Source organism: Paracoccus sp. N5, assembly GCF_000371965.1.
GTDB lineage: Bacteria > Pseudomonadota > Alphaproteobacteria > Rhodobacterales > Rhodobacteraceae > Paracoccus.
This window is the reverse complement of record NZ_AQUO01000001.1, coordinates 2,352,168-2,375,909: the sequence shown is the minus strand read 5'-3', so window position 1 is coordinate 2,375,909 and position 23,742 is coordinate 2,352,168. Positions and strand designations below refer to the sequence as shown.

21 protein-coding genes and 1 tRNA gene are annotated in these 23,742 nt (G+C 68.4%); 9 read left to right on the top strand and 13 right to left on the bottom strand.

What is annotated here, in order from left to right; genetic code table 11:
• Positions 1–4: 4 nt before the first annotated feature.
• Both PARN5_RS0112015 and PARN5_RS0112010 read right to left on the bottom strand, forming a co-directional pair.
• Entirely contained in the window at positions 5–754 is a 750-nt protein-coding gene (locus PARN5_RS0112015; protein ID WP_026155376.1) for a methyltransferase domain-containing protein, read from the bottom strand.
• Positions 747–959, bottom strand: a complete 213-nt coding sequence (locus PARN5_RS0112010) for a DUF2007 domain-containing protein (protein WP_018000019.1) — start codon at positions 957–959, stop codon at positions 747–749. The genes PARN5_RS0112015 and PARN5_RS0112010 overlap by 8 nt, the downstream gene beginning before the upstream one ends.
• Positions 960–1,035: 76 nt before the next feature.
• On the opposite strand from PARN5_RS0112010, the gene PARN5_RS0112005 reads away from it, so the two are divergent.
• Positions 1,036–2,037: a polyprenyl synthetase family protein gene (locus tag PARN5_RS0112005; protein ID WP_018000018.1), complete on the top strand. Its 1,002-nt coding sequence runs from the start codon at positions 1,036–1,038 to the stop codon at positions 2,035–2,037.
• A gap of 63 nt (positions 2,038–2,100) precedes the next feature.
• On the opposite strand, the gene PARN5_RS0112000 is transcribed toward PARN5_RS0112005, so the two are convergent.
• Positions 2,101–3,528 carry an ammonium transporter gene (locus PARN5_RS0112000; protein WP_026155375.1) on the bottom strand — a complete coding sequence of 476 codons (1,428 nt, stop codon included), beginning with the start codon at positions 3,526–3,528 and terminating at the stop codon, positions 2,101–2,103.
• Between the two features lie 253 nt (positions 3,529–3,781).
• Between PARN5_RS0112000 and PARN5_RS0111995 the strand changes: the two genes are divergently transcribed.
• Positions 3,782–6,127, top strand: coding sequence for a transglycosylase domain-containing protein (locus PARN5_RS0111995; RefSeq protein ID WP_018000016.1), 2,346 nt, complete (start codon positions 3,782–3,784; stop codon positions 6,125–6,127).
• A gap of 117 nt (positions 6,128–6,244) precedes the next feature.
• Here the strand turns inward: PARN5_RS0111995 and PARN5_RS0111990 are convergent, their stop codons facing one another.
• Positions 6,245–6,841, bottom strand: coding sequence for an ABC transporter substrate-binding protein (locus PARN5_RS0111990; protein ID WP_018000015.1), 597 nt, complete (start codon positions 6,839–6,841; stop codon positions 6,245–6,247).
• Entirely contained in the window at positions 6,831–7,541 is a 711-nt protein-coding gene (locus PARN5_RS0111985; protein ID WP_018000014.1) for a VacJ family lipoprotein, read from the bottom strand. The genes PARN5_RS0111990 and PARN5_RS0111985 overlap by 11 nt, the downstream gene beginning before the upstream one ends.
• A gap of 147 nt (positions 7,542–7,688) precedes the next feature.
• Here PARN5_RS0111985 and PARN5_RS0111980 point away from each other — a divergent pair, with 147 nt between their 5' ends.
• Entirely contained in the window at positions 7,689–9,431 is a 1,743-nt protein-coding gene (locus PARN5_RS0111980; RefSeq protein ID WP_018000013.1) for a type I secretion system permease/ATPase, read from the top strand.
• The gene (locus tag PARN5_RS0111975; RefSeq protein WP_018000012.1) at positions 9,428–10,855 is read left to right on the top strand and encodes an HlyD family type I secretion periplasmic adaptor subunit; all 1,428 of its coding nucleotides are present in this window, start codon (positions 9,428–9,430) and stop codon (positions 10,853–10,855) included. The genes PARN5_RS0111980 and PARN5_RS0111975 overlap by 4 nt, the downstream gene beginning before the upstream one ends.
• Before the next feature lie 85 nt (positions 10,856–10,940).
• Here PARN5_RS0111975 and argF read toward each other — a convergent pair whose 3' ends face one another.
• From argF to PARN5_RS0111960, 3 genes are all read right to left on the bottom strand, one after another.
• Complete coding sequence (gene argF, locus PARN5_RS0111970) at positions 10,941–11,867, bottom strand: ornithine carbamoyltransferase (RefSeq protein ID WP_018000011.1); 927 nt, start codon at positions 11,865–11,867, stop codon at positions 10,941–10,943.
• A 151-nt stretch (positions 11,868–12,018) separates the two neighbouring features.
• The gene (locus PARN5_RS0111965; RefSeq protein ID WP_018000010.1) at positions 12,019–13,191 is read right to left on the bottom strand and encodes an aspartate aminotransferase family protein; all 1,173 of its coding nucleotides are present in this window, start codon (positions 13,189–13,191) and stop codon (positions 12,019–12,021) included.
• Positions 13,192–13,384: 193 nt separating this feature from the next.
• Positions 13,385–14,218 (bottom strand): ABC transporter permease, encoded by an 834-nt coding sequence (locus PARN5_RS0111960; RefSeq protein ID WP_018000009.1) that lies wholly within the window; start codon positions 14,216–14,218, stop codon positions 13,385–13,387.
• A 142-nt stretch (positions 14,219–14,360) separates the two neighbouring features.
• On the opposite strand from PARN5_RS0111960, the gene PARN5_RS0111955 reads away from it, so the two are divergent.
• A complete protein-coding gene (locus PARN5_RS0111955) occupies positions 14,361–14,969 on the top strand; it encodes a GcrA family cell cycle regulator (RefSeq protein ID WP_018000008.1) in 609 nt (202 codons plus the stop codon).
• A gap of 302 nt (positions 14,970–15,271) precedes the next feature.
• A complete protein-coding gene (gene metG / locus PARN5_RS0111950; RefSeq protein WP_018000007.1) occupies positions 15,272–16,990 on the top strand; it encodes a methionine--tRNA ligase in 1,719 nt (572 codons plus the stop codon).
• A gap of 101 nt (positions 16,991–17,091) precedes the next feature.
• Here the strand turns inward: metG and PARN5_RS0111945 are convergent.
• The 4 genes from PARN5_RS0111945 to purB all read right to left on the bottom strand — a co-directional run bounded on the left by PARN5_RS0111945 (position 17,092) and on the right by purB (position 20,159).
• Positions 17,092–17,165, bottom strand: a tRNA-Gly gene (locus PARN5_RS0111945).
• 317 nt (positions 17,166–17,482) lie between these two features.
• Positions 17,483–17,626, bottom strand: a complete 144-nt coding sequence (locus PARN5_RS24565) for a hypothetical protein (RefSeq protein WP_018000006.1) — start codon at positions 17,624–17,626, stop codon at positions 17,483–17,485.
• Between the two features lie 116 nt (positions 17,627–17,742).
• Positions 17,743–18,783: a FliG C-terminal domain-containing protein gene (locus PARN5_RS0111935; RefSeq protein ID WP_026155373.1), complete on the bottom strand. Its 1,041-nt coding sequence runs from the start codon at positions 18,781–18,783 to the stop codon at positions 17,743–17,745.
• Between the two features lie 59 nt (positions 18,784–18,842).
• On the bottom strand, positions 18,843–20,159 hold the full coding sequence (purB, locus tag PARN5_RS0111930; protein WP_018000004.1) for an adenylosuccinate lyase: 1,317 nt from the start codon (positions 20,157–20,159) through the stop codon (positions 18,843–18,845).
• A 193-nt stretch (positions 20,160–20,352) separates the two neighbouring features.
• Between purB and gap the strand changes: the two genes are divergently transcribed.
• Positions 20,353–21,354 (top strand): type I glyceraldehyde-3-phosphate dehydrogenase, encoded by a 1,002-nt coding sequence (gene gap / locus PARN5_RS0111925; RefSeq protein ID WP_018000003.1) that lies wholly within the window; start codon positions 20,353–20,355, stop codon positions 21,352–21,354.
• Between the two features lie 70 nt (positions 21,355–21,424).
• Here the strand turns inward: gap and PARN5_RS0111920 are convergent, their stop codons facing one another.
• Entirely contained in the window at positions 21,425–21,724 is a 300-nt protein-coding gene (locus PARN5_RS0111920) for a hypothetical protein (protein WP_018000002.1), read from the bottom strand.
• 138 nt (positions 21,725–21,862) lie between these two features.
• Here PARN5_RS0111920 and pyrC point away from each other — a divergent pair, with 138 nt between their 5' ends.
• Together pyrC and PARN5_RS0111910 are read left to right on the top strand one after the other, a co-directional pair.
• Complete coding sequence (gene pyrC, locus PARN5_RS0111915; RefSeq protein ID WP_018000001.1) at positions 21,863–22,906, top strand: dihydroorotase; 1,044 nt, start codon at positions 21,863–21,865, stop codon at positions 22,904–22,906.
• On the top strand, positions 22,903–23,574 hold the full coding sequence (locus tag PARN5_RS0111910) for an orotate phosphoribosyltransferase (protein WP_018000000.1): 672 nt from the start codon (positions 22,903–22,905) through the stop codon (positions 23,572–23,574). Before pyrC ends, PARN5_RS0111910 begins: the two co-directional genes overlap by 4 nt.
• Positions 23,575–23,742 lie beyond the last annotated feature (168 nt).

Sequence of the window (23,742 nt, the reverse complement as noted above, 5' to 3'; positions counted from 1 at the left end):
AAAATCACCTATCCCCCAGGTTGAGCGCGGCGCCATGCCGCAGCACCGCCTGGGCAAGCGGCGTCAGGTCCTCGGCGTCGCCGGAATGTGACGGTTTTGCGTGCATCACGAAGGGGCTTAGCAGGCGCAGCGGCGCGCGCGCGCCCTTGCGGGCGGTCAGGATCACCCGCCCCGCCGGCGCCCCCGTCCGGGCCGCGACTGGCAGAATCGTGATCGCCCCCGCGCCGGGTGCCAGCGCCGCCAGAATCCCGGCCAGCCGGTCGGCGCGCTGGATCAGCGTCAGCCACCCGCCCGGGCGCAGCCGGCGCAGCCCGGCGGCGATCCAGTCGGGCAGCGGCGTCGCCTCGTGCCGGGCGGTGCCGCGCCCCGTCTCGGGCGCGACCGGGCCGGCCAGGAAATAGGGCGGGTTGGCGATGACATGGTCGAAGCCCTGCGCCCGCAGCGCCGCCGGCATCTGCGCCAGGTCGCCCTGGTGGATCTCGGCCACGAGCCCGTTCGCGGCCGCATTCCGCCGCGCCAGCGCCGCGTAATCGGGCTGCAACTCCAGCCCGCTCAGCCGCAGCCCGGGCACCCGCGCGCCCAGGCACAGCAGCGCCACCCCTGCCCCGCAGCCCAGCTCCAGCACCGCCTGCCCCGGCCGGGCCGGGCAGGCCGCGGCCAGCATCACCGCATCCGCCCCGGCGCGATAGCCGCGCGCCGGCTGGGCGAATCGCAAGCGGCCGCCCAGGAAGCCGTCCTCGCGCATGTCATTCATGATGGATGCGGTTGTCGCGCAGGATGGCGCGCGCCATGAACAGGTCGCGATCCGCCACCATCAGCCGCCGCGGCAGGATGCCCAGCGAGCCTTCCAGCACGCTCATGTGCTGGTCCAGCGGAAACGAGACGATGCCCTCGGCGGCCAGCAGGTCGGCGACCCGGGTGATCAGCAGCGGGTCGGTGGTGCGCAGAAGCTCTTTCATGATGGCCGAAAAGTTACGCGGCTGTTGCGCCTGTGTCCATGGCATGGCAATGGCTTCCCGGCGAAAGGGGTTGCAGATGGGCATGAAGGAAAACGTCTCGAAGCCGCTCGACCGGCTGTCGGCGGAACTCGCCGGCGACATGGACCGGGTGAACGCGCTGATCCGCGAGCGCATGGCCAGCCGGCACGCGCCCCGCATCCCCGAGGTGACCGCGCATCTGGTCGAGGCCGGCGGCAAGCGGCTGCGGCCGATGCTGGTGCTGGCCGCGTCCCGGCTTTGCGGTTATCAGGGCGAGAGCCACATCCTGCTGGCGGCGGCGGTCGAGTTCATCCATACCGCGACGCTCCTGCATGACGACGTGGTGGACGAAAGCCGGCAGCGGCGCGGAAGGCCGACGGCGAACCTCTTGTGGGACAACAAGTCCTCGGTGCTGGTCGGCGACTATCTGTTCGCGCGCAGCTTCCAGCTGATGGCCGACACCGGCAGCATGCAGGTCATGCGCATCCTGGCCAATGCCAGCGCCACCATCGCCGAGGGCGAAGTGCTGCAACTGACCGCCGCGCAGGACATCGCGACCTCGGAAGACACCTATATCCAGATCGTGCGCGGCAAGACCGCGGCGCTGTTTTCCGCCGCGACCGAGGCCGGGGCGGTAGTCTCGGGCGCCGATCCGGCGGTGCAGCAGGCGCTGTTCGATTACGGCGACGCGCTGGGGATCGCCTTCCAGATCGTGGACGACCTGCTGGACTATGGCGGCTCGACCAGCACCATCGGCAAGAATGTCGGCGACGATTTCCGCGAGCGCAAGCTGACCCTGCCGGTCATCAAGGCCATCGCGGCAGCCGACGCCACCGAGCGCGCCTTCTGGGAGCGCACCATCGCCAAGGGCGACCAGCAGGAGGGCGACCTGGAAACCGCGCTGGAGATCCTGAACCGGCGCGGCGCGCTGACAGCGGCGCGCGCGGATGCGATCGCCTGGGCCGGCCGCGCCAAGGCGGCGCTGGCGGCGGCGCCCGACCGGCCCTTGCGCGCCATCCTGTCGGACCTGGCGGATTTCGTCGTCTCGCGCCTGTCCTAACCCCTTCGGAACATGAAAAAAGCCCCGCTTCCGCAGGGCTTTTCGCTGCGCCTTGAACGGCCATCAACTGTTATAGGCATTCTCGCCATGGGTGGTGACGTCCAGGCCCTGCCGCTCGTCATTCGCCGGCACGCGCAGCCCGATCACCGCCTTGACGATCATCAGCGCGACGAAGGACACCACGGCCGACCAGACCACCGCGACGACCACGCCCAGCAGCTGCGTCGTGACCTGGCCGGCGATGCTGTAATCCGGGGCGACCGCGCCGCTGGCATAGTCGAACACGCCCGAGCCGCCCAGCGACGGCGCCGCGAAGACGCCGGTCAGGATGGCGCCGACGATGCCGCCCACGCCGTGGATGCCGAAGACGTCCAGGCTTTCGTCGATGCCCAGCTTGGCCTTCAGGCTGATCACGAACCACATGCACAGGAAGCCCGCCGCCAGGCCGATGACGATGGCGCCCATCGGGCCGACGAAACCGGCGGCCGGGGTGATGCCGACCAGGCCGGCGATGGCGCCCGAGACCCCGCCCAGAAGCGACGGGTGGCCGCGGAAGATCCACTCGCCAAAGGCCCAGGCCAGCCCGGCGGCGGCGGTGGCAACGGTGGTGTTCAGGATCGCCAGCGCGGCGGTGCCGGTGGCCTCCATGTTCGAGCCGGCGTTGAAGCCGAACCAGCCGATCCACAGCAGGCAGCCGCCCAGCAGGGTAAAGGGCAGGTTGTGCGGCGCCATCAGCTCCTTGCCATAGCCCAGGCGCGGGCCGACGACGATGGCCGCGACCAGGCCCGCGACGCCGGCGTTGATGTGGATGACCGTGCCGCCGGCGAAGTCCAGGTCGCCGTGGCCGAACAGGAAGCCCGCCGGCGCGTCATAGGCCGAGGGGCCGCCCCACCACCAGACCATATGCGCCATGGGCAGGTAGCTGAAGAAGAACCAGATCGCCACGAACATCAGGATGGCCGAGAATTTCATCCGCTCGACCGTGGCGCCGACGATCAGCGCCGGCGCGATGCAGGCAAAGGCCATCTGGAAGATGACGAAGACATATTCCGGCACGAAGACGTTCTGGGTGAAGGTCTCGGCCAGCGACGCGGTATCGACGCCGGCCAGGAAGGCCTTCGACAGCCCGCCGATGAAGGGGGTCAGCGCGCCCGCCTCCTCGGCCGAGCCGGCGCCGGTGAAGGCCAGCGAATAGCCGAAGCAGACCCAGAGCAGCGACATGACGCAGAAGACGGTAAAGACCTGCATCAGCACCGAGAGCATGTTCTTCGACCGCACCAGCCCGCCGTAGAACAGCGCCAGCCCCGGCACGGTCATCATCATCACCAGGATGGCCGAGACCATCATCCAGGTGGTGTCGCCCTTGTCGACGATGGGCGCGATGGTCTCCGCCACCACGGGGGCGGCGGCGTCCTGCGCCAGGGCGGGCCAGGCCAGCCCGGTCAGGGCAAGCGCCGGGATCATGGGTTTGATCGCGGAGGGTCTCATCATCTTGCTGCACCTTCTTTCTGCATCGCGGCAGTTCCGTCCCGGCCAGAAGGCGCAGCCCCCCGGCCCCGGCACAAGGTTTGTGCAGCTTCCCGCCGGCGCCGGCACGGCTCTGCCCGGATTTTGCGCAGTCCTGCCGGGGTTTGCGCGTGCTCGCGGCAGTTCACTGATCGGTCATCGCGGTTCTCAACCCCGGGGCTTTCCTGTATGGTCCGCGCCAAATGGCCGGAGGACTCGGCCGGGCAGGATAACAGGCATGAAGACACCGACCGGCAAGGGCCGCATCACCGCGGACAAGCGGAATTTCGACCAAGCCCCTCAGAAACAGCAAAAACAGCGGCCCGCATCGGGCGGCAGGCCGCCGCGCCGGCCGCGCCGCGGCAATGTCGTGACCCGGGGAATCGCCGGCTTCGTCACCCTGGTCTGGCGGGTGGTCTGGGGCTCGTTCTGGCGGCTCGGGCTGACGGTTGCGCTGATTCTCGCCGCCGCGACCTTCTATTTCTACACCACCCTGCCCGAGGCTTCGGCGCTGTTCGACGGCCGTGCCCGCGGTTCGGTCACCATGCTGGACAGCGAGGGGCGCACCTTCGCCTGGCGTGGCGAAACTTTCGGCATGGTCAGCGCCGACAAGATCGCCCCGGTGCTGAAGAACGCCGTGGTCGCGACCGAGGACAAGCGATTCTACCAGCATTTCGGCGTCTCGCCGCGCGGCGTCGCCTCGGCGATCAAGATCAACATGGCTGCCGGCCGCGGCCCGCTGGAGGGCAACGGCGGCTCGACCATCACCCAGCAGGTGGCAAAACTCTTGTGCCTGGGCGATACCTTCGACCCGATCCGCTGGAAATCCGAGGCCGAGTTCGAGGCCGAATGCCGCAAGTCCTCGATCTGGCGCAAGGTCAAGGAAGTCCCCTATGCCATCGCCATGGAGGCGAAATATTCGAAAGAGGACATCCTCAACATCTACATGAACCGCTCGTATCTGGGCGCCGGCGCGCGCGGCTTCGAGGCGGCGGCGCAGCGCTATTTCGACAAGTCGGCGGCGGAGGTGACCGCGCCCGAGGCGGCGATGCTGGCGGGCCTGCTGAAGGCGCCCAGCTATTTCGCGCCGACCTCGAACCTGCAACGGGCGCAGGACCGCGCCTCGGTGATCCTGGGGCTGATGCACGAGCAGCGCTTCCTGGACGATGCGCAATATGCCGATGCCAAGGCGCATCCGGCGGTGCTGTCCAAGGCGGCGGCGGCGCGGGCGGGCGGCTATTTCGCCGATTGGGTGATGGAATCGGGCCCCGGCTTCCTGACCAGCGAGACGACCGAGGACGTGACCATCAAGACCACCTTCGACCAGCGCGTGCAGCGCGCGGCCGAACGCGCCTTGCAGCGGGTCTTCGACGAAAAGATCTCCAAGGGCTCCAAGGCGCAGGCGGCGGTGGTGGTGATGTCGCCCGACGGCGCGGTGCGGGCGATGATCGGCGGGCGCGACAATACCGTCGCCGGCACCTTCAACCGCGCGACGCAGGCCAAGCGCCAGACCGGCTCCAGCTTCAAGCCCTTCGTCTATGCCGCGGCGCTGGACCAGGGCTATGGCCCGAACGACATGGTGCTGGACGCGCCCCTGACCATCAACGTGCGCGGCTCGGGGCCGTGGTCGCCGCAGAACTATACCCGGCGCTATTCCGGCGAGGTGACGCTGACCCGGGCGCTGGCGCAATCGCTGAACACCGCGACGATCCGGCTGCAGGAAATTGCCGGCCGCGACGCGGTGCGCCGGGTGGCGCGCGACTTCGGCGTCTCGGACGAGCTGGCCTCGGGGCCGTCGCTGGGCCTCGGCGTGTCGGATGCGACGCTTTTGAACATGACCGCCGCCTATGCCGGCATCCGCAACGGCGGCACCGCCGTCGCGCCCTATGGCTTGCAGGAGCTGCGCATCAAGGGCGACGACCAGGCGCTGATCGGCCAGGCCGGCGGCATGGGCCAGCGCGTGATCTCGCAGAAGGCGGCGGGCGAGCTGATCGGCATGATGCAGCAGGTGATCGAACATGGCACCGGCACCCGCGCCCGGCTGAAGGGCCGTCCGGCGGCGGGCAAGACCGGCACCACCTCGAGCTATCGCGACGCCTGGTTCATCGGCTTCACCGGGCAATATGTCACCGGGGTCTGGATGGGCTATGACGACAACAAGCCGCTGAAGGGCGTGACCGGCGGCGGCTTGCCGGCCGAGATCTGGCAGGCGGTGATGACCGAGATCCACGACGGGTTGCCGGTCGAGCCGCTGGGCAATTTCGCCTTCGACCCGAACGGCGCCGTGCCGCAGGTGGTCAGCTCCGACGATGCCGGCGGCGCCGATCCGCTGGCCGCCGCGCTGTCCGAGGCCCTAGGCCAGCCGCAGCCGCAGGGCCAGGCCGCGCCCGGGACGGCGCCGCAGGACCAGGCCGGCGGCCGCGTCCTGCCCGATCCCGGCAACCAGCAGCCCGGCGGCCCGCCGACCTTCCCGGCCGAGACCGTGACCAGCGGCCCCGAGGCCGAGATGCCGGCCGACGACCTGCCGCCCGACGATCCGCTGACCCAGGCCCTGCGCGGCATCGACGGCGTCTATCAGCAATGACGAAAAGGCCGGCCTCGATGGGGCCGGCCTTTGGTCTCACCGGCGCGGTCGGTGCGGGTTGCACCGTTGCGGTGGGGTATTTGCAGAGCAAAGAAGCGGCTTGCGCGGCGCCCCGGTTCAGCCCGCCCGTTGCAGGTCGGCGGTCAGCCCGGCCAGGTCGCCCTTGCGCCGCGCCAGCAGCGCGCCGATCTCGGCCCGCTCCGAGGCGAGCATGTTCACCCCCTCGATGATGATGTTGAAATAGCGGCTTTTCCCGGACTTGTCCGAGACGTGCCATTCCACCTCCATCGGGCTGCGGCCCTTGAGATAGGCGGTCGAGGTCACGGCGAAGAAGGATTTGACCGGTCTTGCTCCGGTGACTTCGATCTTCGAGCCGATGAACTCGCGGAAGCGCTTGCCGTATTTGCGGCCGATATAGCCCTGGAACGCCTGCTTGTAGGCGGCGAATTCGGCCGGCGCGGCCTGCCGGGCCGCGGGGCCGAGCGCCGAGCGGGCGATGATCTCCACATCGGCATAGCGCGCGAAGATCGCCTCGAATTCGCGATACATCTGCGCCGGCGGCCGGCCCGAGTTGATGACGGCATAGACCTCGTCCAGCGACTTCTGGATCAGCGCCTTGGCCTCTCCCGTGTCCAGCGCCCAGGCCGGCGTCGCGGCCACGGCAAGCCCGGCCCCGATCAGCCCCAGGAATCCGCGGCGGGTCTCATTCGGCATAAGGGTCAATGGCCTCTCCTTCCTCTCCCAGTTCATGGCGGCGGTGCTGCGACCAGATCAGCCGCGTCTGGGCGTAACTATCGGCACTTTCATAAAGGACGCTATCGACGGAATCGCTGAAACGCCCCCGCTCACCGGCTTTTGAGACCACCCGCGCGCCCATGCCGATCAGATACTGGTCGCGGTTGAGCCAGCCGCGCATCGGGTCGATCACGATGTCGACAACACGGCCGGCCGCGTCGCGGGCGCTGGACGGCCCGATCAGCGGCAGCTCCAGATAGGCGCCCTCGCCCACCCCCCAGACCGCCAGCGTCTGGCCGAAGTCCGTATCCTCCTCGGGCAGGGCGAAATCCTCGCCGGCGGGGTCGAGGAAGCCCGCGAGCCCCAGGGTCGAATTCACCAGGAAGCGGAAGGTCGTGCGCACCGCCGGCGCCGGCTTGCCCTGCAGCAGATGGTTCACCGCCTTGCCCGGCAGCGCCAGGTTCGAACCGAAATTCCCAACCGCCTGAACGGCCTGGCCGGTGCCCCCGCCCGAGGTGCCGCCGCTGACCCGCTTGACCAGATGCCTATCGACGCCCTTGTTGAACGCATGCACCCGGCGGTTCACCGGCTCCAGCGGATCGGCGATCTGCCCCGAGGGCTGCGCTGCGGAACAGGCGGCCAGGCCCAGGCTTGCGGCAAGAAGGATCCAGGGGCTCAATCTTTTGCTAACCTTCCGTTGCTAGTCCTTGGGCGTCAGGCCGATTCCCGCGCATCGGGAATACGATCTGTTCTGATGCGTAGAGTTGGGATAAGCGCAGCGACAACGCCGGGCAACCCCGGCCGGACGATCAGGAAAGGAACCGGCATGGCTTCGCCGCCGATGCGACATGACGGCCGACAGGAGCTCGGCAAGGCGCGCGGCCGCGCCTGGCAGCTCTATGCCTTCGTCGGGCTGTTTTCCTTTGCCGTGAACATGCTGATGCTGACCGGGCCGCTGTTCATGATGCAGGTCTATGACCGCGTGCTGGCCTCGCGCTCGGTCGAGACGCTGACGGCGCTGTTCCTGCTGGTGGTGTTCCTCTTCACGCTGATGGGCGTGCTCGACCTTGCCCGCAACCGCATCATGGCCCGCGTCGCCGCCCGCTTCCAGGAACGGATGGAGGGCCGGGTCTTCACCGCCGCCTTGCAGGACGGCCAGGCCGCCGGCTCGGACCTGGTGGTGCGCGGCGGCATGCGCGACCTCGAGGCGGTGCAGCGCCTGATCGGCTCGCCGGTGCTGATGGCGCTCTTCGACCTGCCCTGGGCGCCGTTCTTCCTGGCGGCGGTCTTCGTCTTCCACCCGCTGCTCGGCGCCGTCGCCACGGCGGGGCTGCTGATCCTGGTGGTCGCCACCGTGCTGAACCAGTGGCTCAGCCGCGAATCGCTGCAACAGGCCGCCATCGCCAGCCAGTCGGCCGAGCGCATGTCCGACCTCTACCGCGACGAGGGCGAGCTGATCGGCTCGCTCGGCATGCGCGCCGCCGCCTTCACCCGCTGGCAGGAGGCGCGCGACCGCGCCACCGAGGCGACGATGCGCGGCAACGACCGCGCCACCGGCTTCACCGTGTTTTCCCGCACCTTCCGGCTGTTCCTGCAAAGCGCCCTGCTGGCCGCCGGCGCCTGGCTGGTGCTGCGGCAAGAGGTGACTCCGGGCGCGATGATCGCCTCGTCCATCCTGATGGGCCGCGCGCTCTCGCCGATCGAGCAGGTCGTGGGCGGCTGGTCCATCGTGCAGCGCGCGCAGGACGGCTGGGCCCGGCTGGCCGAGCTTCTGTCGCGCCGCCCGCCCGCCGTGGCCCGCACCCCCCTGCCCCGGCCCGATGCCCAGCTCGAGGTGCGCAACCTGACCGTGGTGCCGCCGGGCCAAGGCACAGCCACGCTGCGCGGCGTCAGTTTCGACCTGAATCCCGGCCAGGCGCTGGGGGTGATCGGCCCCTCGGGCGCCGGCAAGACCACGCTGGCCCGCGCGCTGATCAGCGCCTGGCCCATCGCCGGCGGACAGGTCCGGCTGGCGGGGGCGACGCTCGACCAATACGACCCCGACGTGCTGGGCGGGCTGATCGGCTATCTGCCGCAGCAGGTGACGCTGTTCGACGGCACCATCGCGGAAAACATCGCCCGGCTCTCGCCGCAGCCCGACCCGCAGCGCGTGGTCGCGGCGGCGACGGCAGCCGCCGCGCATCGCATGATCCTCGACCTGCCGCAGGGCTATGACACCAGGGTCAGCCAGACCGGCGGCCGGCTCTCGGGCGGGCAGATCCAGCGCATCGGCCTGGCGCGCGCGCTTTACGCCGAGCCGGCGATCTTCGTGCTGGACGAGCCGAACTCGAACCTCGACAACGAAGGCTCGGCGGCGCTGAACCTCGCCATACGCAACATCAAGGCGCGCGGCGGCGCCGTCATCATCATGGCGCACCGCCCGGCCGCGATCACCGAATGCGAATTGCTGCTGGTGCTGGACCAGGGCCTGCGCCGCGCCTTCGGGCCGCGCGACGAGGTGCTGAAGTCGCTGGTCAAGAATGCCGACCAGATCGTGCGGGCCCAGGGCCAGGGCGGAGGCGTGACATGACCGACCCGCAGGAAACCGGCCGCGCCCCGGTCGAAAAGCGCAGCCCCGGCGACCCGGCGCCCGCCGCGCCGCCGCATTTCCGCGCCCGCCGCGCCGAGATGCCGGCGCCGCAGCCGCCCGCGCCGCCCCGGCGCCCGGAATGGTCGGCGCGCGGCCCGGTGATCCTGGGCATGGTCACGCTCCTGCTGCTGTTCGGCGGCTTCGGCCTCTGGGCCTGGAGCGCGCGCATCGCCGGCGCCGTGGTCGCAGCCGGCCAGGTCGAGGTCGAGCAGCGCCGCCAGGTCGTCCAGCACCCGGACGGCGGCGTCGTGGCCGAGATCCTGATCCATGACGGCGAAAAGGTCAGCGCGGGCCAGGTGCTGATCCGGCTCGACGGCACGCTGCTCGACACCGAACTCGCCATTGTCGAGGGCCAGTATTTCGAGATCCTCGCCCGCCGCGGCCGGCTCGAGGCCGAGCGCGCCGACCTCGAGCAGATCACCTTCCCCGAGGAACTGGTCAGCACGGTCGCCGACCGCCCCGAGCTCAAGGCGCTGATGCAGGGCCAGGAAAGCCTGTTCCGGGCCCGGCTCGACACGCTCGACCAGTCGCTGGGCCAGCTCGCCAAGCAGTCCGAACAGGTGCAGTCGCAGATCGGCGGCATCGACGCGCAATCCCAGGCGCTGCAAAAGCAGCGCGACTTCATCGCCCAGGAATTGCGCGACCAGCGCTCGCTGCTGGAAAAGGGCCTGGCACAGGCGCCGCGCGTGCTGGCGCTGGAACGCGAGGCGGCGCGGCTCGACGGGCTTCTGGGCGAAACCATCGCCACCCGCGCCCGCGCCGTGACGCAACTGTCGGAAATCGACCTGTCGCGGCTGGAAAAGACCGCCACCCACCGCGAGGCGGCCGAGACCGAGCTGCGCGACCTCGGCTATCGCGAGCTCGAGCTGGCCGAGCGCCGCCGCGGCCTGGTCGAACAGATCGCGCGGCTGGAAATCCGCGCCCCGGTCGGCGGCGTGGTGCAGGAATTGCAGGTGACGACGCCGCGCGCGGTGATCCGCGCCGCCGATCCCATCCTCTATATCATCCCGCAGGACCGGCCACTGGTCGTCGCTGCCCATGTCGCGCCGATCAACATCGACGAGGTGCACCCGGGCCAGCAGGTGGTGCTGCGCTTCTCGTCCTTCTCCTCGCGCACCACGCCGGAAATCGACGGCGTGCTCAGCCGGGTCTCGCCCGATACGCTGGTCGACCAGACCACCCGCGTGCCCTATTACCGCGCCGAGGTGACGATCCCGCCCGAGCAGGCGGCAAAGCTCAAGGGGCTGGAGCTGATCCCCGGCATGCCGGCCGAGGTCTATATCCAGACCGGCGAGCGCAGCCCGATGGCCTATCTGGTCAAGCCGCTCAGCGACTATTTCATCCGCGCCTTCCGCGAGAACTGAAAGGGCGCGGCCCTCGCGCCGCGCCCCTGCTTCTCTCTTGTGCAAATATCCTGGGGGTGCGGGGGCAAGGCCCCCGCCAGCGACATCAGACGCCCAGGCACCAGCGCATGACGGCCTTCTGCGCATGCAGCCGGTTCTCGGCCTCGTCGAAGATGACCGAATTCGGCCCGTCCATCACCGCGCTCGTCACCTCGTCGTCGCGATGCGCCGGCAGGCAATGCATGAACAGCGCCTCGGGCTTGGCCCGCGCCATCAGCGCCTCATTCACCTGATAGCCGCGCAGCTGGTTGTGCCGCCGCTCGCGCGCCGATTGCGGGTCGTGCATCGAGACCCAGGTATCCGTCACCACCAGGTCCGCCCCCGCGACCGCGCGGGCCGGATCGCGCTCGATCACCGCCTGCACACCCTGCGCGCGGGCGAAGTCCAGCGCCTCGCGCTCGGGGTCCAGCGTCGGCGGGCCGGTAAAGGTGAAGTCATAGCCGAACTGCCCCGCCGCATGGATCATCGAGCAGCAGACATTGTTGCCGTCGCCCGACCAGACCACCTTCTTGCCGGCGATGGGGCCACGATGCTCCTCGAAGGTCATCACATCGGCCATGATCTGGCAGGGATGGGTGCGGTTGGTCAGCCCGTTGATCACCGGCACCGAGGCATATTCCGCCATCTCCAGCAGCGTCGCCTCCTCGAAGGTGCGGATCATGATCAGGTCGACATAGCGCGACAGCACCCGGGCGGTGTCGGCGATGGTCTCGCCATGGCCCAGCTGCATCTCCTTGCCCGACAGCACCATGGTCTGCCCGCCCATCTGCCGCACGCCCAGGTCGAAGCTGACCCGGGTCCGGGTCGAGGGTTTCTCGAAGATCAACGCCACCATGCGGTTCTTCAGCGGCAGGTCGGCATCCGGCGCCCCCTTGGGCTGGCCGGCGCGGGCATCCTTCATCCGGCGCGCGGAATCGATCATCCCGCGCAGCGCGGCCTTGTCGGTGGTGTGGATGTCAAGGAAACTGTTCATCGTGATACGTCTTTCGGATTGATCCGGCCAGCAAGCCGCTTTGCCGATGCGAGGTCAAGGTCGGACCCCGATTTTCTTGGCGCGCCCCGCCCGGCATCGGTGCCGCGTCGCCGCCCGGATCATGCCGCCCGCGGCCGGAACCCTGGCCGGGCTAGCCATCCAGCCGCCCGGCCGCCCGGTCCAGCCGCGCCACCGCCTCGGCGATCTCCTCGTCCGAGATGGTCAGCGGCGGCAGCAGCCGCAGCGTATTGTCGGCCGCGGCCACGGTCAGCACATGCTCGGCATAGCCGGCCTGGACCACCTCGCCCGGCGCCACCCGGCATTTCAGCCCCAGCATCAGCCCCTGGCCGCGCACGCTCTCGAACACCGCGGGATGCGCCGCGACCAGGCCCTCCAGCTTCTGGCGCAGCAGCGCCGCCTTGCGGTTGACCTCGGCCAGGAAGGCCGGATCGGCCACGATCTCCATCACGCGCGCACCCACCGCGCAGGCCAGTGGATTGCCGCCATAGGTCGAGCCATGCGTGCCCGCCGCCATGCCCGCGGCAGCGGCCTCGGTCGCCAGCACCGCGCCCAGCGGAAAGCCGCCGCCGATGCCCTTGGCCACCATCATGATGTCGGGGGTCACCCCGGCCCATTCATGCGCGAACAGCTTGCCGGTGCGGCCCATGCCCGACTGCACCTCGTCCAGCACCAAAAGCGCGCCGGTCTGGTCGCACAGCGCGCGGATGCGGCGCAGATCGGCATCGGGCAGCGGCCGGATGCCGCCCTCGCCCTGCACCGGCTCCAGCATGACGGCGGCGGTGCGCTCGGAGATCGCCGCCTCCAGCGCCGCCATGTCGCCCCAGGGCAATTGCCGGAAGCCGGGCATCAGCGGGCCGAAGCCCTTGACCATCTTCTCCGACCCGGCGGCGGCGATGGCCCCGGTCGAGCGGCCGTGGAAGGCGCCCTCGAAGGTCAGGATCTCGATCCGCTCGGGATCGCCCATCTCGTCCCAGTATTTGCGCACCATCTTGATGGCCAGTTCGGCCGCCTCGGTGCCGGAATTGGTGACGAAGACCGTGTCGGCAAAGGTCGCCTCGACCAGCAGGTCGGCCAGCCGCTCCTGCTCGGGGATCTGGTAGAGGTTCGAGACATGCCAGATCCGCCCGGCCTGCGCGGTCAGCGCCGCCACCAGATCGGGATTGGCATGGCCCAGCGCGTTCACGGCGATGCCCGCCCCCAGGTCCAGGTATCGCGTGCCGTCGGTGGCGATGGCCCAGGAGCCCTCGCCGCGCTCGAAGGCGATGGGCGCGCGATTATAGGTCGGCAGGACGTGCGAAATCATGGGGATGTCCTCTCTGGGAACAGCCGCGCCGGCGCGGCACCAGTGATGTCAGGAAGGCAGGCGGGATCGGTCGTCGACAGGATCAACGTCGGGGACGGGCGGTAAAGGCGGTCCATGCGATCATGGCCCAGCGCATAGCGCGGACGCGCGCGGCGTGCAACGGCTTTTCATGGCGGCTTTTCATCGCGGCTTTTCACGGCTTCATACGATAGCCGCTGTCGAGCCAGCGCCAACCCGTCCACAGCACCAGCGCCACGGTGCCGCCGCAGACCGCAAGGCCGCGCAGCACCGGCGCGTCCGAAACCCCGGCGATGCCATAGCGCGCGCCGTCGATCAGGTAAAAGACCGGGTTCCAATGCGCCAGCGTGCGGAACGGCTCGGGCAGCGCCTCGACCGAATAGAAGGTGCCGGACAGGAACGACAGCGGCGTCACGACGAAATTGGTGATCGCCGCCATCTGGTCGAATTTCTGCGCCACGATGCCGCCCAGCAGCCCCAGCCCGCCCATCAGAAGCGCCCCCAGCACGACGAAGCACAGCGCCCAGAGCGGATGCGCCACGCCCTGGCCCAGCACCAGCGCCATGCCGGCGGCAATGGCGCCGGCGACGATCAGCGCCCGCACCACGGCGCCGATCAGATAGCCGGCCAGGATCTCGGTCGCCGACAGCGGCGGCATCAGCGTATCGACGATATTGCCCTGCATCTTGGCCGAGATGATGCTCGAGGAGGTATTGGCGAAGGCGTTCTGGATCACCGTCATCATCAGGATGCCCGGCCCCAGGAAGACCAGATAGGGCAGGCCCATGACCGCGCCGCGGTCGCGGCCCAGCGCCAGGGCGAAGACCGCCACGAACAGCGCCGAGGTCATCAGCGGCGCCAGCACGGTCTGCTGCCAGACATTCATGAAGCGCATGATCTCGCGCCGCGCCAGGGTGTAAAGCCCCAGCCAGTTCACCCGGCCAAAGCGGCGCACGCCCATCTGGCGGATCGCGGCGGGGCTCTCGGGGCGGGTCTCGGTGGGCTGCATCGGCGCTCCTTGAATTTGCGGCGGCGGACGGGTAAATCTGGCTATCCCCGGATTTAAGCCCGGGCCCGGCGGAATTGAAGCCGGGAAGCAGCCGTGAACACGAAGGGCACCGGGACCGCAGCCGGTGCAGGAAAGGCAAGTCATGTCCTGGACCGACGAGCGCGTCGAGACGCTGAAACGCATGTGGGCCGAGGGACAATCGGCCAGCCAGATCGCCAAGGAGCTGGGCGGCGTCACCCGCAACGCGGTGATCGGCAAGGTCCACCGGCTGGGCCTGTCGAATCGCAGCGACGAAGCCGAGGCAGCGGCACCCGAACCGGCGCCGAAGCCCGCCGTCGCGGCGGCGCCGGCGCCGGAGCCCGCGCCGAAACCGGCGGCACCCGAGCCCGCGCCGCAGCCCCGGGCCGCGGCCCCGGCGGCCGAGCCCGCGCCGGAACAGGCCGCAGCCCCGGCCGCGCCCGGCTTCAACCGCCGCACGCTGGTCCCCTCGGGCCAGCCGCTGCCGCCGCAACCCTCGGCCAACGAGATCAGCCCCGAGGCGCTGGCCTCGGTGCGCGAGGTGGAAAAGCGCGCCCGCAAGCTGACGCTGATGGAGCTGACCGAGCGGACCTGCAAATGGCCGATCGGCGACCCGGCGACCGACAAGTTCTGGTTCTGTGGCCTGCCCTCGGTCCCCGGCAAACCCTATTGCGAGGCCCATGTCGGCGTGGCCTTCCAGCCGATGAGCTCGCGCCGCGACCGCCGCCGCTGAGCCAAGACGCGCCGCAGCAGGACACCGCCCCGGCTTTCTCTCTTGTCGGAAATATCCCGGGGGGAGCGCCTGACGCGCCCCATCGAGGGGCGCAGCCTCGCCGCGATGCCGGGCCGGTGCACGCGCGGTGTACGGCCCGTGTACGCGCGCTGCACCGCCAGCACAGCCCGAAACCCCAGCTTTTCCCGGCTTTCCGGCGCATCGGCCCCGGAACCGTTGCGCAAGCCCGGCTTGCAACGCGCGCACTTTCCATCGCCCGCCATCGCGGCTAGACAGAGCGCCGACCCCTTAGGACGCGACACATGGCCCGGCATCTCATCACCTCGGCAATCCCCTATATCAACGGGATCAAGCACCTCGGCAACCTGGTCGGCTCGCAGCTTCCGGCCGACCTCTATGCCCGCTACCTGCGCGCCCGCGACCATGAGGTGATGTTCATCTGCGCCACCGACGAACACGGCACCCCGGCCGAGCTCGCGGCGAAGAAGGCCGGCAAGCCGGTGCCGGTCTATTGCGCGGAAATGCACGAAATCCAGGCGGAAATCGCCCGCGACTTCGGCCTGTCCTTCGACCATTTCGGCCGTTCCTCCAGCGAGCGCAACCACGTCCTGACCCAGCATTTCGCCGGCAAGCTGGACGAGAACGGCTGGATCTCCGAGGTCGAGGAAAAGCAGGTCTATTCCATCGACGACGGCCGCTTCCTGCCCGACCGCTATATCGAGGGCACCTGCCCGAACTGCGGCTATGACAAGGCCCGCGGCGACCAGTGCGAGAACTGCACCAAGCAGCTCGACCCGACCGACCTGATCGAGCCGCGCAGCGCCATCAGCGGCAGCACCAACCTGGAAATCCGCGCCACCAAGCACCTCTACCTGCGCCAGCGCGCGCTGAAAGACCAGATTTCCCAATGGCTTGACAGCAAGACCGACTGGCCGATCCTGACCACCTCGATCGCGAGGAAATGGCTCAACGACGGCGACGGGCTGCAGGACCGCGGCATCACCCGCGACCTCGACTGGGGCATTCCGGTGAAAAAGGGCGACCAGCCCTGGCCGGGGATGGAGGGCAAGGTCTTCTACGTCTGGTTCGACGCACCCATCGAATATATCGCCGCCACCGCCGAGGGTGCCGACAAGCGGGGCGAGCCCGACAGCGCCTGGCGCCGCTGGTGGCGGCTCGACGAGGGCGCCGAGGACGTGACCTATACCCAGTTCATGGGCAAGGATAACGTGCCCTTCCACACGCTCAGCTTCCCGGCCACGATTATCGGCTCGGGCGAGCCCTGGAAGCTGGTGGACTACATCAAGTCCTTCAATTACCTGACTTATGACGGCGGCCAGTTCTCGACCAGCCAGGGCCGCGGCGTGTTCATGGACCAGGCGCTGTCGATCCTGCCCGCCGATTACTGGCGCTGGTGGCTCTTGTCGCACGCCCCCGAATCCGGCGACAGCGAGTTCACCTGGGAGAATTTCCAGCAGTCGGTGAACAAGGACCTGGCCGACGTGCTGGGGAATTTCGTCAGCCGCATCACCAAGTTCTGCCGCAGCAAATTCGGCGAGACCATCCCCGAAGGCGGCAGCTACGGCCCCGAGGAATCGGCGCTGATCGAGGCACTGACCGCCCGCATCCGCGCCTATGAAGGCTTCATGGACCATACCGAGATCCGCAAATCCGCCGCCGAACTGCGCGCGATCTGGGTTCTGGGCAACGAATACCTGCAATCCGCCGCGCCCTGGTCCACCTTCAAGACCGACCCGGACAAGGCCGCGATGCAGGTCCGCCTGGGCCTGAACCTGATCCGGCTCTATGCCGTGCTTTCGGCCCCCTTCATCCCCTTCGCCGCCGATGCCATGCTGGCCGCGATGCAGACCCGGGACCGTCGCTGGCCCGGCGATGTCGCGGCCGCGCTGCAGGCCCTGCCCGCCGGCCATGCCTTCACCGTGCCCGAGGTGCTTTTCGCCAAGATCAGCGACGAGAGCCGCGACGAATGGCAAGACCGCTTCAAGGGAATCCGCGCCTGATTCAATGTTTTGGACCTGGAACAGCAGGCGAACGCATGCCCATCGGCGCCCTCGCCAGACCAGCAAAAGCTGTGGGAAAATCAACAAACTGCGCGGAGATCTGGAGCGGGCGAAGGGAATCGAACCCTCGTCATCTGGTTGGGAACCAGAAGCTTTGCCATTAAGCTACGCCCGCGTGCCGTCTCGTTTACCTTGATCGCGAGGCAAGTGCAATCCCAACCAAACGGATTCTCGGCCAGGGCCCTTGGGCCGTCGCGCTTCGCCGGCAGGGTCGGAATGCCTCGGGAACCGGGTCTGGGCCTCGCGCGAAGAGGCCGGACGGCTCGCGGAAATCGGCCAGCGATTGTCGCCGCGAGACGGTCGAGACCGGGAGCGGAACAAGCACAAAACCATGCCGCATTTCTGGCGCTATTGGCGCTGGACGCCGCGCGACGCGGGAACGCGCTGCTGGCCACCGATGGGCGGCACTGTCGCTCGATCTGCGAAACCAGCCTAGCGCCAGAAGCTGAGATACTCGATCAGCCCGGCGAATTCCTTGCCCAGGAACAGCGGCAGGTTCCAATGCAGCACCAGCGCGTCGGCGGCAAAAAGCGCCAGCACCAGCACCAGCAGGACGATAGCGATCTGATTGGTCATGGCTTCCTTTCCATGGCGCGTCCGTGACCCGGCCGCCAGCCGCGGCACTGCCCGCTTTCAGGCCAGCGCCGCCTGTCAGGCAAGCCGTTAGCAGCGACTGGCGCCCCGTGGCAAGATCAGGCCGCGGGCGGCTCGTCCTCTTCGGGCTCGGGCGAGATCAGGAAAAGGTCGCCCGCCGCCTCCATCCGGCGGATGGTCGCGACGACCTCGTCCATCGCCGCCTCGGCGTCCCGGACCGAGATCTTGCCGAGCGCCTCCATTTCCTCGCGCATCGTCTCGGCAAGCCGGCTGGAGATGCCGCCAAGGATGAAATCGACCGTCTCGCGCGCCTCGCCCCTGGCGCCGGCCAGAGCCTTGAGCAGCACGGCATTGTCCACCTCGCGCGTGAGGCGGGGAATGTCGCGTGGATCGACGCGATGCGGCACATGCGCCCAGGTGAAGATCGTCTTGCGCACTTCGCCGGCGAAACCGGCATCGTCGTCATCGAGCCCGGCCAGCACGCTGTCGCGCATGGTCGAGGGCGAGAAGTTCAGGATCGCCCCGACCTTTTCGCCGGCCTTGCCCTGCAACGGCGGCTGCGGCACGGCGTCGGCGGCCTGGATCAGCGCCTTGCCGATCCTTTGCAGCGCCGCCGCCTCGATGCCGCCGGTCAGCGACATGGCATAGGCGATCTGGCGCGCGAGCTGCGGGTCGAGCAGGCCGAAGACCTCGGCCGCGCGCGGCACCGGCAGCTTGGAAAACATCACCGCCGCGATCTCGACCGCCTCGGTGCGGGCCAGTTCGGCCAGCAGCGTCGGCGCCATGACCGCGATGCGGTCCCAGGGGTCGCCGTCGCCGTTCAGCGCCGCCATGCGCCGCAGCCGGTCTGTGGTATCGGGGGAGAGATGGCCGTCCAGCAGGTCCAGCGTGCCGTCGATGTCGCCCGGGAAGGACAGGCCGACGGATTCCAGCCGGTCGCAGAATTCCGCCACGATGGCGTTGCGCGTGTCGCGGTCGATGATGCCCATCAGCGCCATTTCCTGCGCCAGGTCGGTCTGCAGCCCCGGCGGCAGCCGGGCCAGGTCGATGTCGTCGCCTTCGGCAAGCAACAGCCGCACGATCACCGCCGCCTTCTGGCGCGGGGTCAGTTGTAACCCGCCGATTGCCGGAACACCCATGTTTGCCCCCGATTCATCTGTCGTCGGGGGCAATCTGGCACAGATATGCGAATGCGCGGTTAATGCGCGGGCTTTTCGCCAAAGACCCGCGAAAAGATCGTGTCGACATGCTTGGTGTGATAGCCGAGGTCGAACTTCTCCTCGATCTCGGCCGGCGACAGCGCCGCCGTCACCTCGGCATCGGCCAAGAGCTCGGTCTTGAAATCGGCGCCCTGCTCCCAGACCTTCATGGCGTTGCGCTGGACCAGGCGATAGGCATCCTCGCGCGAGACGCCGGCCTGGGTCAGGGCCAGCAGCACGCGCTGAGACATGACCAGCCCCTTGAACTTGTTCATGTTCTTCAGCATGTTCTCGGGATAGACCACCAGTTTTTCGATGACGCCGGCCAGGCGGTTCAGCGCGAAGTCCAGGGTGATCGTCGCATCGGGTGCGATGCCGCGCTCGACCGAGCTGTGGCTGATGTCGCGTTCGTGCCACAGCGCCACGTTCTCCATCGCCGGGATCACCGCCATGCGCACCAGGCGGGCAAGGCCGGTCAGGTTCTCGGTCAGCACCGGGTTGCGCTTGTGCGGCATGGCCGACGAACCCTTCTGGCCGGGGCTGAAGAATTCTTCGGCCTCAAGCACTTCGGTGCGCTGCATGTGGCGGATCTCGATGGCGATATTCTCCATCGAGCTGGCGATGACGCCCAGCGTGGCGAAGAACATGGCGTGACGGTCGCGCGGGATGACCTGGGTCGAGATCGGCTCGGGGGAGAGGCCCATTTTCGCGCAGACATGCGCCTCGACCGCCGGGTCGATATTGGCGAAGGTGCCGACCGCGCCCGAGATGGCGCCGGTCGCCACCTCCTCGCGCGCGCGTTCCAGCCGGGCCTTGCCGCGCGCCATCTCGGCGTAGAAGCGGGCGAAGGTCAGGCCCATGGTGGTCGGCTCGGCATGGATGCCGTGGCTGCGGCCGATGCGGACCGTATCCTTGTGCTCGTAGGCGCGTTTCTTCAGCGCCGCCAGGACCTTGTCCATGTCGGCCAGCAGGATGTCGGCGGCGCGCACCAGCTGCACGTTCAGCGTCGTGTCGAGCACGTCCGAGCTGGTCATGCCCTGGTGGACGAAGCGCGCCTCGTCGCTGCCGATATGCTCGGCCAGATGGGTCAGGAAGGCGATGACGTCATGCTTGGTCACGGCCTCGATCTCGTCGATGCGGGCGACGTCGAATTCGACGTCCCTGGCGCGCCAGACGGCCTCGGCGTTCTCGCGCGGGATCACGCCGAGGTCGGCCTGGGCGTCGCAGGCATGCGCCTCGATCTCGTACCAGATCTTGAAGCGGGTCTCGGGCGACCAGATGGCGACCATTTCGGGGCGGGAATAGCGCGGGATCATCGGAAACTCCTGGTGTTTGCCGGGGTTCTAGTGGCTTGGGGGGCCGGCCGCAACTGCGGGGCCGTCGCGCGATCGCGCCGCGCGATGCGGTTTCGGCGCAGTTTGGTCGCAAACATCGCGCAGCCCATTTGCATTTCCCCCGCAAGCCGGGCTATTTGCAGCGCGAAACTTCATCAGCGGCGGAGGAACCCCCATGGCTGTCAAGGTGGCGATCAACGGCTTTGGTCGTATCGGTCGGAACGTGCTGCGCGCGATCATCGAATCGGGGCGCAATGATATCGAAGTCGTGGCGATCAACGACCTGGGCCCGGTCGAGACCAATGCGCATCTGCTGCGCTACGACTCGGTCCATGGCCGCTTCCCGGCCGAGGTCAAGGTGAACGGCGACTCGATCGACGTCGGCCGCGGCCCGATCAAGGTCACCGCGATCCGCAACCCGGCCGAACTGCCCTGGGGCGACATCGACGTCATCATGGAATGCACCGGCATCTTCACCTCGAAGGAAAAGGTGCAGCCGCATCTGTCGACCGGCGCCAAGCGCGTGCTGATCTCGGCCCCGGGCGAGAATGCCGACAAGACCATCGTCTTCGGCGTGAACGACGACACGCTGACCGCCCAGGATCTGGTGGTCTCGAACGCCAGCTGCACCACCAACTGCCTGTCGCCGGTCGCCAAGGTGCTGAACGACGCCATCGGCATCGAGCGCGGTTTCATGACCACCATCCACAGCTATACCGGCGACCAGCCGACGCTGGACACCATGCACAAGGACTTGTATCGCGCCCGCGCCGCCGCGCTGTCGATGATCCCGACCTCGACCGGCGCCGCCAAGGCGGTGGGCCTGGTGCTGCCGGAACTCAAGGGCCGCCTGGACGGCGTCGCGATCCGCGTGCCGACCCCGAACGTCTCAGTCGTGGATCTGGTGTTCGAGGCCAAGCGCGAGACCTCGGTGCAGGAAATCAACGACGCCATCCGCGCCGCCGCCGACGGCCCGCTGAAGGGCATCCTGGGCTATACCGACGAGCCGCTGGTCTCTTCGGACTTCAACCACGACAGCCATTCCTCGGTCTTCCACATGGACCAGACCAAGGTGATGGAGGGCAAGCTGGTCCGCATCCTCAGCTGGTATGACAACGAATGGGGTTTCTCGAACCGCATGTCGGATACCGCCGTGGCGATGGGCAAGCTGATCTGAGATCCGCGCCCGCGACAAAGCAGACGCGCCCCGCTTGGGGCGCGTTTTGCATTCCAGGCCCTGGCGGCGGTCAGCCCTTGCGCGACAGCCGCTTGACATTGGCCTTGGTGCGGCGGCGATAGGGCCGCAGCGCCGCCGCCATGACCTTGTCGGCACGCTCGCCGCGCCCGGCGGCGCGCAACGCGGCATGCATGGCCTCGGACGCCGCATTGGCCTTTTCGATGACCATGCGCTGCGGCTCCTCGGCGTCCTGGCGCACCAGGCCCATCATTCCGGCGGTGCGCCACGCGATCACCATCTGCGATTCCCAAGCCATGCGCGCCATCTGCTGCCAAAGCAGAAGCGGCACCTGCATGCTGGTCTGGTTCATCAATCCGAACACATCCGAATCCCTTCGAGAAGAGCGGTTGAAATAAAATTGCTCTCTGGCTGGGCGATTGCCAAGTGCTTCTTTGGTCCCGCCCATTGCCCTATGGCCTTGCAGCCACGCCCGGTATACAGGGACGGCATGAACAAATCGCTTACGCTTCGACGCCCCGACGACTGGCACCTGCACCTGCGCGACGGTGACATGCTGCAGGCAGTGGCTTCATATTCCGGCCATTTCGGCCGGGCGATCATCATGCCGAACCTGGTGCCGCCGGTGGTGACCGGGGCGCAGGCCGCGGCTTACCGCGACCGGATCCGGGCCGCGCTGGGGCCCGAGGTGACGTTGCGTCCGCTGATGACGCTCTATCTGACCGAGGCGACCGATCCCGCCGACGTGGTCGCCGCGCATCGCGACGGGATCATCGCGGCGGTGAAGCTCTATCCGGCCGGGGCGACGACCAACTCGGCCTCGGGCGTGCGCGATTTCGACAAGGTGCGCGGTGTGCTGGAGGCCATGGCCGAAGCCGGCATCCCGCTGTGCTTCCATGGCGAGGTCACCGACCCGGCGGTGGACATCTTCGACCGCGAGGCGGTGTTCATCGACCGGGTGCTGGACCCGATCCGCCGCGCCACGCCCGGGCTGCGCGTGGTGATGGAACATATCACCACCGCGGACGGCGTGGATTACGTCAGCGCGAACCAGGACATCGGCGCGACGATCACCACCCATCACCTGGTCATCAACCGCAACCATATCCTGGTCGGCGGCATCCGCCCGCATTACTACTGCCTGCCGGTCGCCAAGCGCGAGACGCATCGCTTGGCGCTGCGCCGCGCGGCAACCTCGGGCGATACGCGCTTCTTCCTCGGCACCGACTCGGCGCCGCATCCGGACCGCGCCAAGGAATCGGCCTGCGGCTGCGCCGGCTGCTTCACCGCGCCGAACACCATGTCGATCCTGGCCCAGGTCTTCGAGGATGACGGCGCGCTGGACCGGCTGGAAGGCTTCACCGCGCTCAACGGCGCCGCCTTCTACCGCCTGCCCGCGAACGAGGACCGCATCCGGCTGGTCCGGCGCGACACGCCCGCGCCCTATCCGACCCATATCAACGCCGGGGACGAGACCGTCACCGTCTTCGACCCCGGCTTCCCGCTCTACTGGCACGTCGAGGACCCCGCATGACCCTGCCCTTCCCCCCGCGCGAGGAGATCGCCCAGCTGACCGCCCGCATGCTGCTGGAAATCAAGGCGGTGCATTTCAACGCGGCCGAGCCCTATACCTATGCCTCGGGCCTGAAGGGGCCGACCTATATCGACTGCCGCAAGCTGATCAGCTTCCCGCGCATCCGCTCGACGCTGATGGACTTCATGGCGGCGACCGTGCTGCGCGACGCGGGCTTCGACGCCTTCGACAATATCGCCGGCGGCGAGACGGCGGGCATCCCCTTCGCGGCCCTGGTCGCGGAACGGCTGGAACTGCCGATGACCTATGTGCGCAAGAAGCCCAAGGGCTATGGCCGCAATGCCCGCATCGAGGGCGCGATGACCGAGGGCCAGCGCGTGCTGCTGGTCGAGGACCTGACCACCGACGGCGGCTCGAAGCTGAGCTTCGTCGATGCGATCCGCGAGACCGGCGCGACCTGCGGCCATACCGCGGTGATCTTCTATTACGACATCTTCCCCGAGACCACGCAGCGCCTGGCCGATCACGGCGTGCAGTTGCACCATCTCTGCACCTGGTGGGACGTGCTGGCCGAAGCCAAGGCGCAAGGTTTCTACGATGCAGAAACCCTGGCCGAGGTCGAACGCTTCCTGACTGACCCGCGCGCCTGGCAGGCTGCCCATCCTTGAACTGGCCCGGTCCGGCCCGGCTGCACGGTTGCAATGGGTATTTGAGGAACGAAGAAGAACTGGGCGCCGCCTCGGTCTTCTCTGTTGCCCAAATACCCATGCCGCCCTCGCCACCCGCGCAAGGGCAGCAATCCGCCCACAGCTTATCCACAACATATCCCGATGGAC

What these genes read in the sequence shown, in the direction of transcription:
- PARN5_RS0112015 (WP_026155376.1), bottom strand. Translation starts at nt 754, where the DNA reads ATGAATGACATGCGCGAGGACGGCTTCCTGGGCGGCCGCTTGCGATTC.
- PARN5_RS0112010 (WP_018000019.1), bottom strand. Translation starts at nt 959, where the DNA reads ATGAAAGAGCTTCTGCGCACCACCGACCCGCTGCTGATCACCCGGGTC.
- PARN5_RS0112005 (WP_018000018.1), top strand. Translation starts at nt 1,036, where the DNA reads ATGGGCATGAAGGAAAACGTCTCGAAGCCGCTCGACCGGCTGTCGGCG.
- PARN5_RS0112000 (WP_026155375.1), bottom strand. Translation starts at nt 3,528, where the DNA reads ATGATGAGACCCTCCGCGATCAAACCCATGATCCCGGCGCTTGCCCTG.
- PARN5_RS0111995 (WP_018000016.1), top strand. Translation starts at nt 3,782, where the DNA reads ATGAAGACACCGACCGGCAAGGGCCGCATCACCGCGGACAAGCGGAAT.
- PARN5_RS0111990 (WP_018000015.1), bottom strand. Translation starts at nt 6,841, where the DNA reads ATGCCGAATGAGACCCGCCGCGGATTCCTGGGGCTGATCGGGGCCGGG.
- PARN5_RS0111980 (WP_018000013.1), top strand. Translation starts at nt 7,689, where the DNA reads ATGGCTTCGCCGCCGATGCGACATGACGGCCGACAGGAGCTCGGCAAG.
- PARN5_RS0111975 (WP_018000012.1), top strand. Translation starts at nt 9,428, where the DNA reads ATGACCGACCCGCAGGAAACCGGCCGCGCCCCGGTCGAAAAGCGCAGC.
- argF (WP_018000011.1), bottom strand. Translation starts at nt 11,867, where the DNA reads ATGAACAGTTTCCTTGACATCCACACCACCGACAAGGCCGCGCTGCGC.
- PARN5_RS0111965 (WP_018000010.1), bottom strand. Translation starts at nt 13,191, where the DNA reads ATGATTTCGCACGTCCTGCCGACCTATAATCGCGCGCCCATCGCCTTC.
- PARN5_RS0111960 (WP_018000009.1), bottom strand. Translation starts at nt 14,218, where the DNA reads ATGCAGCCCACCGAGACCCGCCCCGAGAGCCCCGCCGCGATCCGCCAG.
- PARN5_RS0111955 (WP_018000008.1), top strand. Translation starts at nt 14,361, where the DNA reads ATGTCCTGGACCGACGAGCGCGTCGAGACGCTGAAACGCATGTGGGCC.
- metG (WP_018000007.1), top strand. Translation starts at nt 15,272, where the DNA reads ATGGCCCGGCATCTCATCACCTCGGCAATCCCCTATATCAACGGGATC.
- PARN5_RS24565 (WP_018000006.1), bottom strand. Translation starts at nt 17,626, where the DNA reads ATGACCAATCAGATCGCTATCGTCCTGCTGGTGCTGGTGCTGGCGCTT.
- PARN5_RS0111935 (WP_026155373.1), bottom strand. Translation starts at nt 18,783, where the DNA reads ATGGGTGTTCCGGCAATCGGCGGGTTACAACTGACCCCGCGCCAGAAG.
- purB (WP_018000004.1), bottom strand. Translation starts at nt 20,159, where the DNA reads ATGATCCCGCGCTATTCCCGCCCCGAAATGGTCGCCATCTGGTCGCCC.
- gap (WP_018000003.1), top strand. Translation starts at nt 20,353, where the DNA reads ATGGCTGTCAAGGTGGCGATCAACGGCTTTGGTCGTATCGGTCGGAAC.
- PARN5_RS0111920 (WP_018000002.1), bottom strand. Translation starts at nt 21,724, where the DNA reads ATGAACCAGACCAGCATGCAGGTGCCGCTTCTGCTTTGGCAGCAGATG.
- pyrC (WP_018000001.1), top strand. Translation starts at nt 21,863, where the DNA reads ATGAACAAATCGCTTACGCTTCGACGCCCCGACGACTGGCACCTGCAC.
- PARN5_RS0111910 (WP_018000000.1), top strand. Translation starts at nt 22,903, where the DNA reads ATGACCCTGCCCTTCCCCCCGCGCGAGGAGATCGCCCAGCTGACCGCC.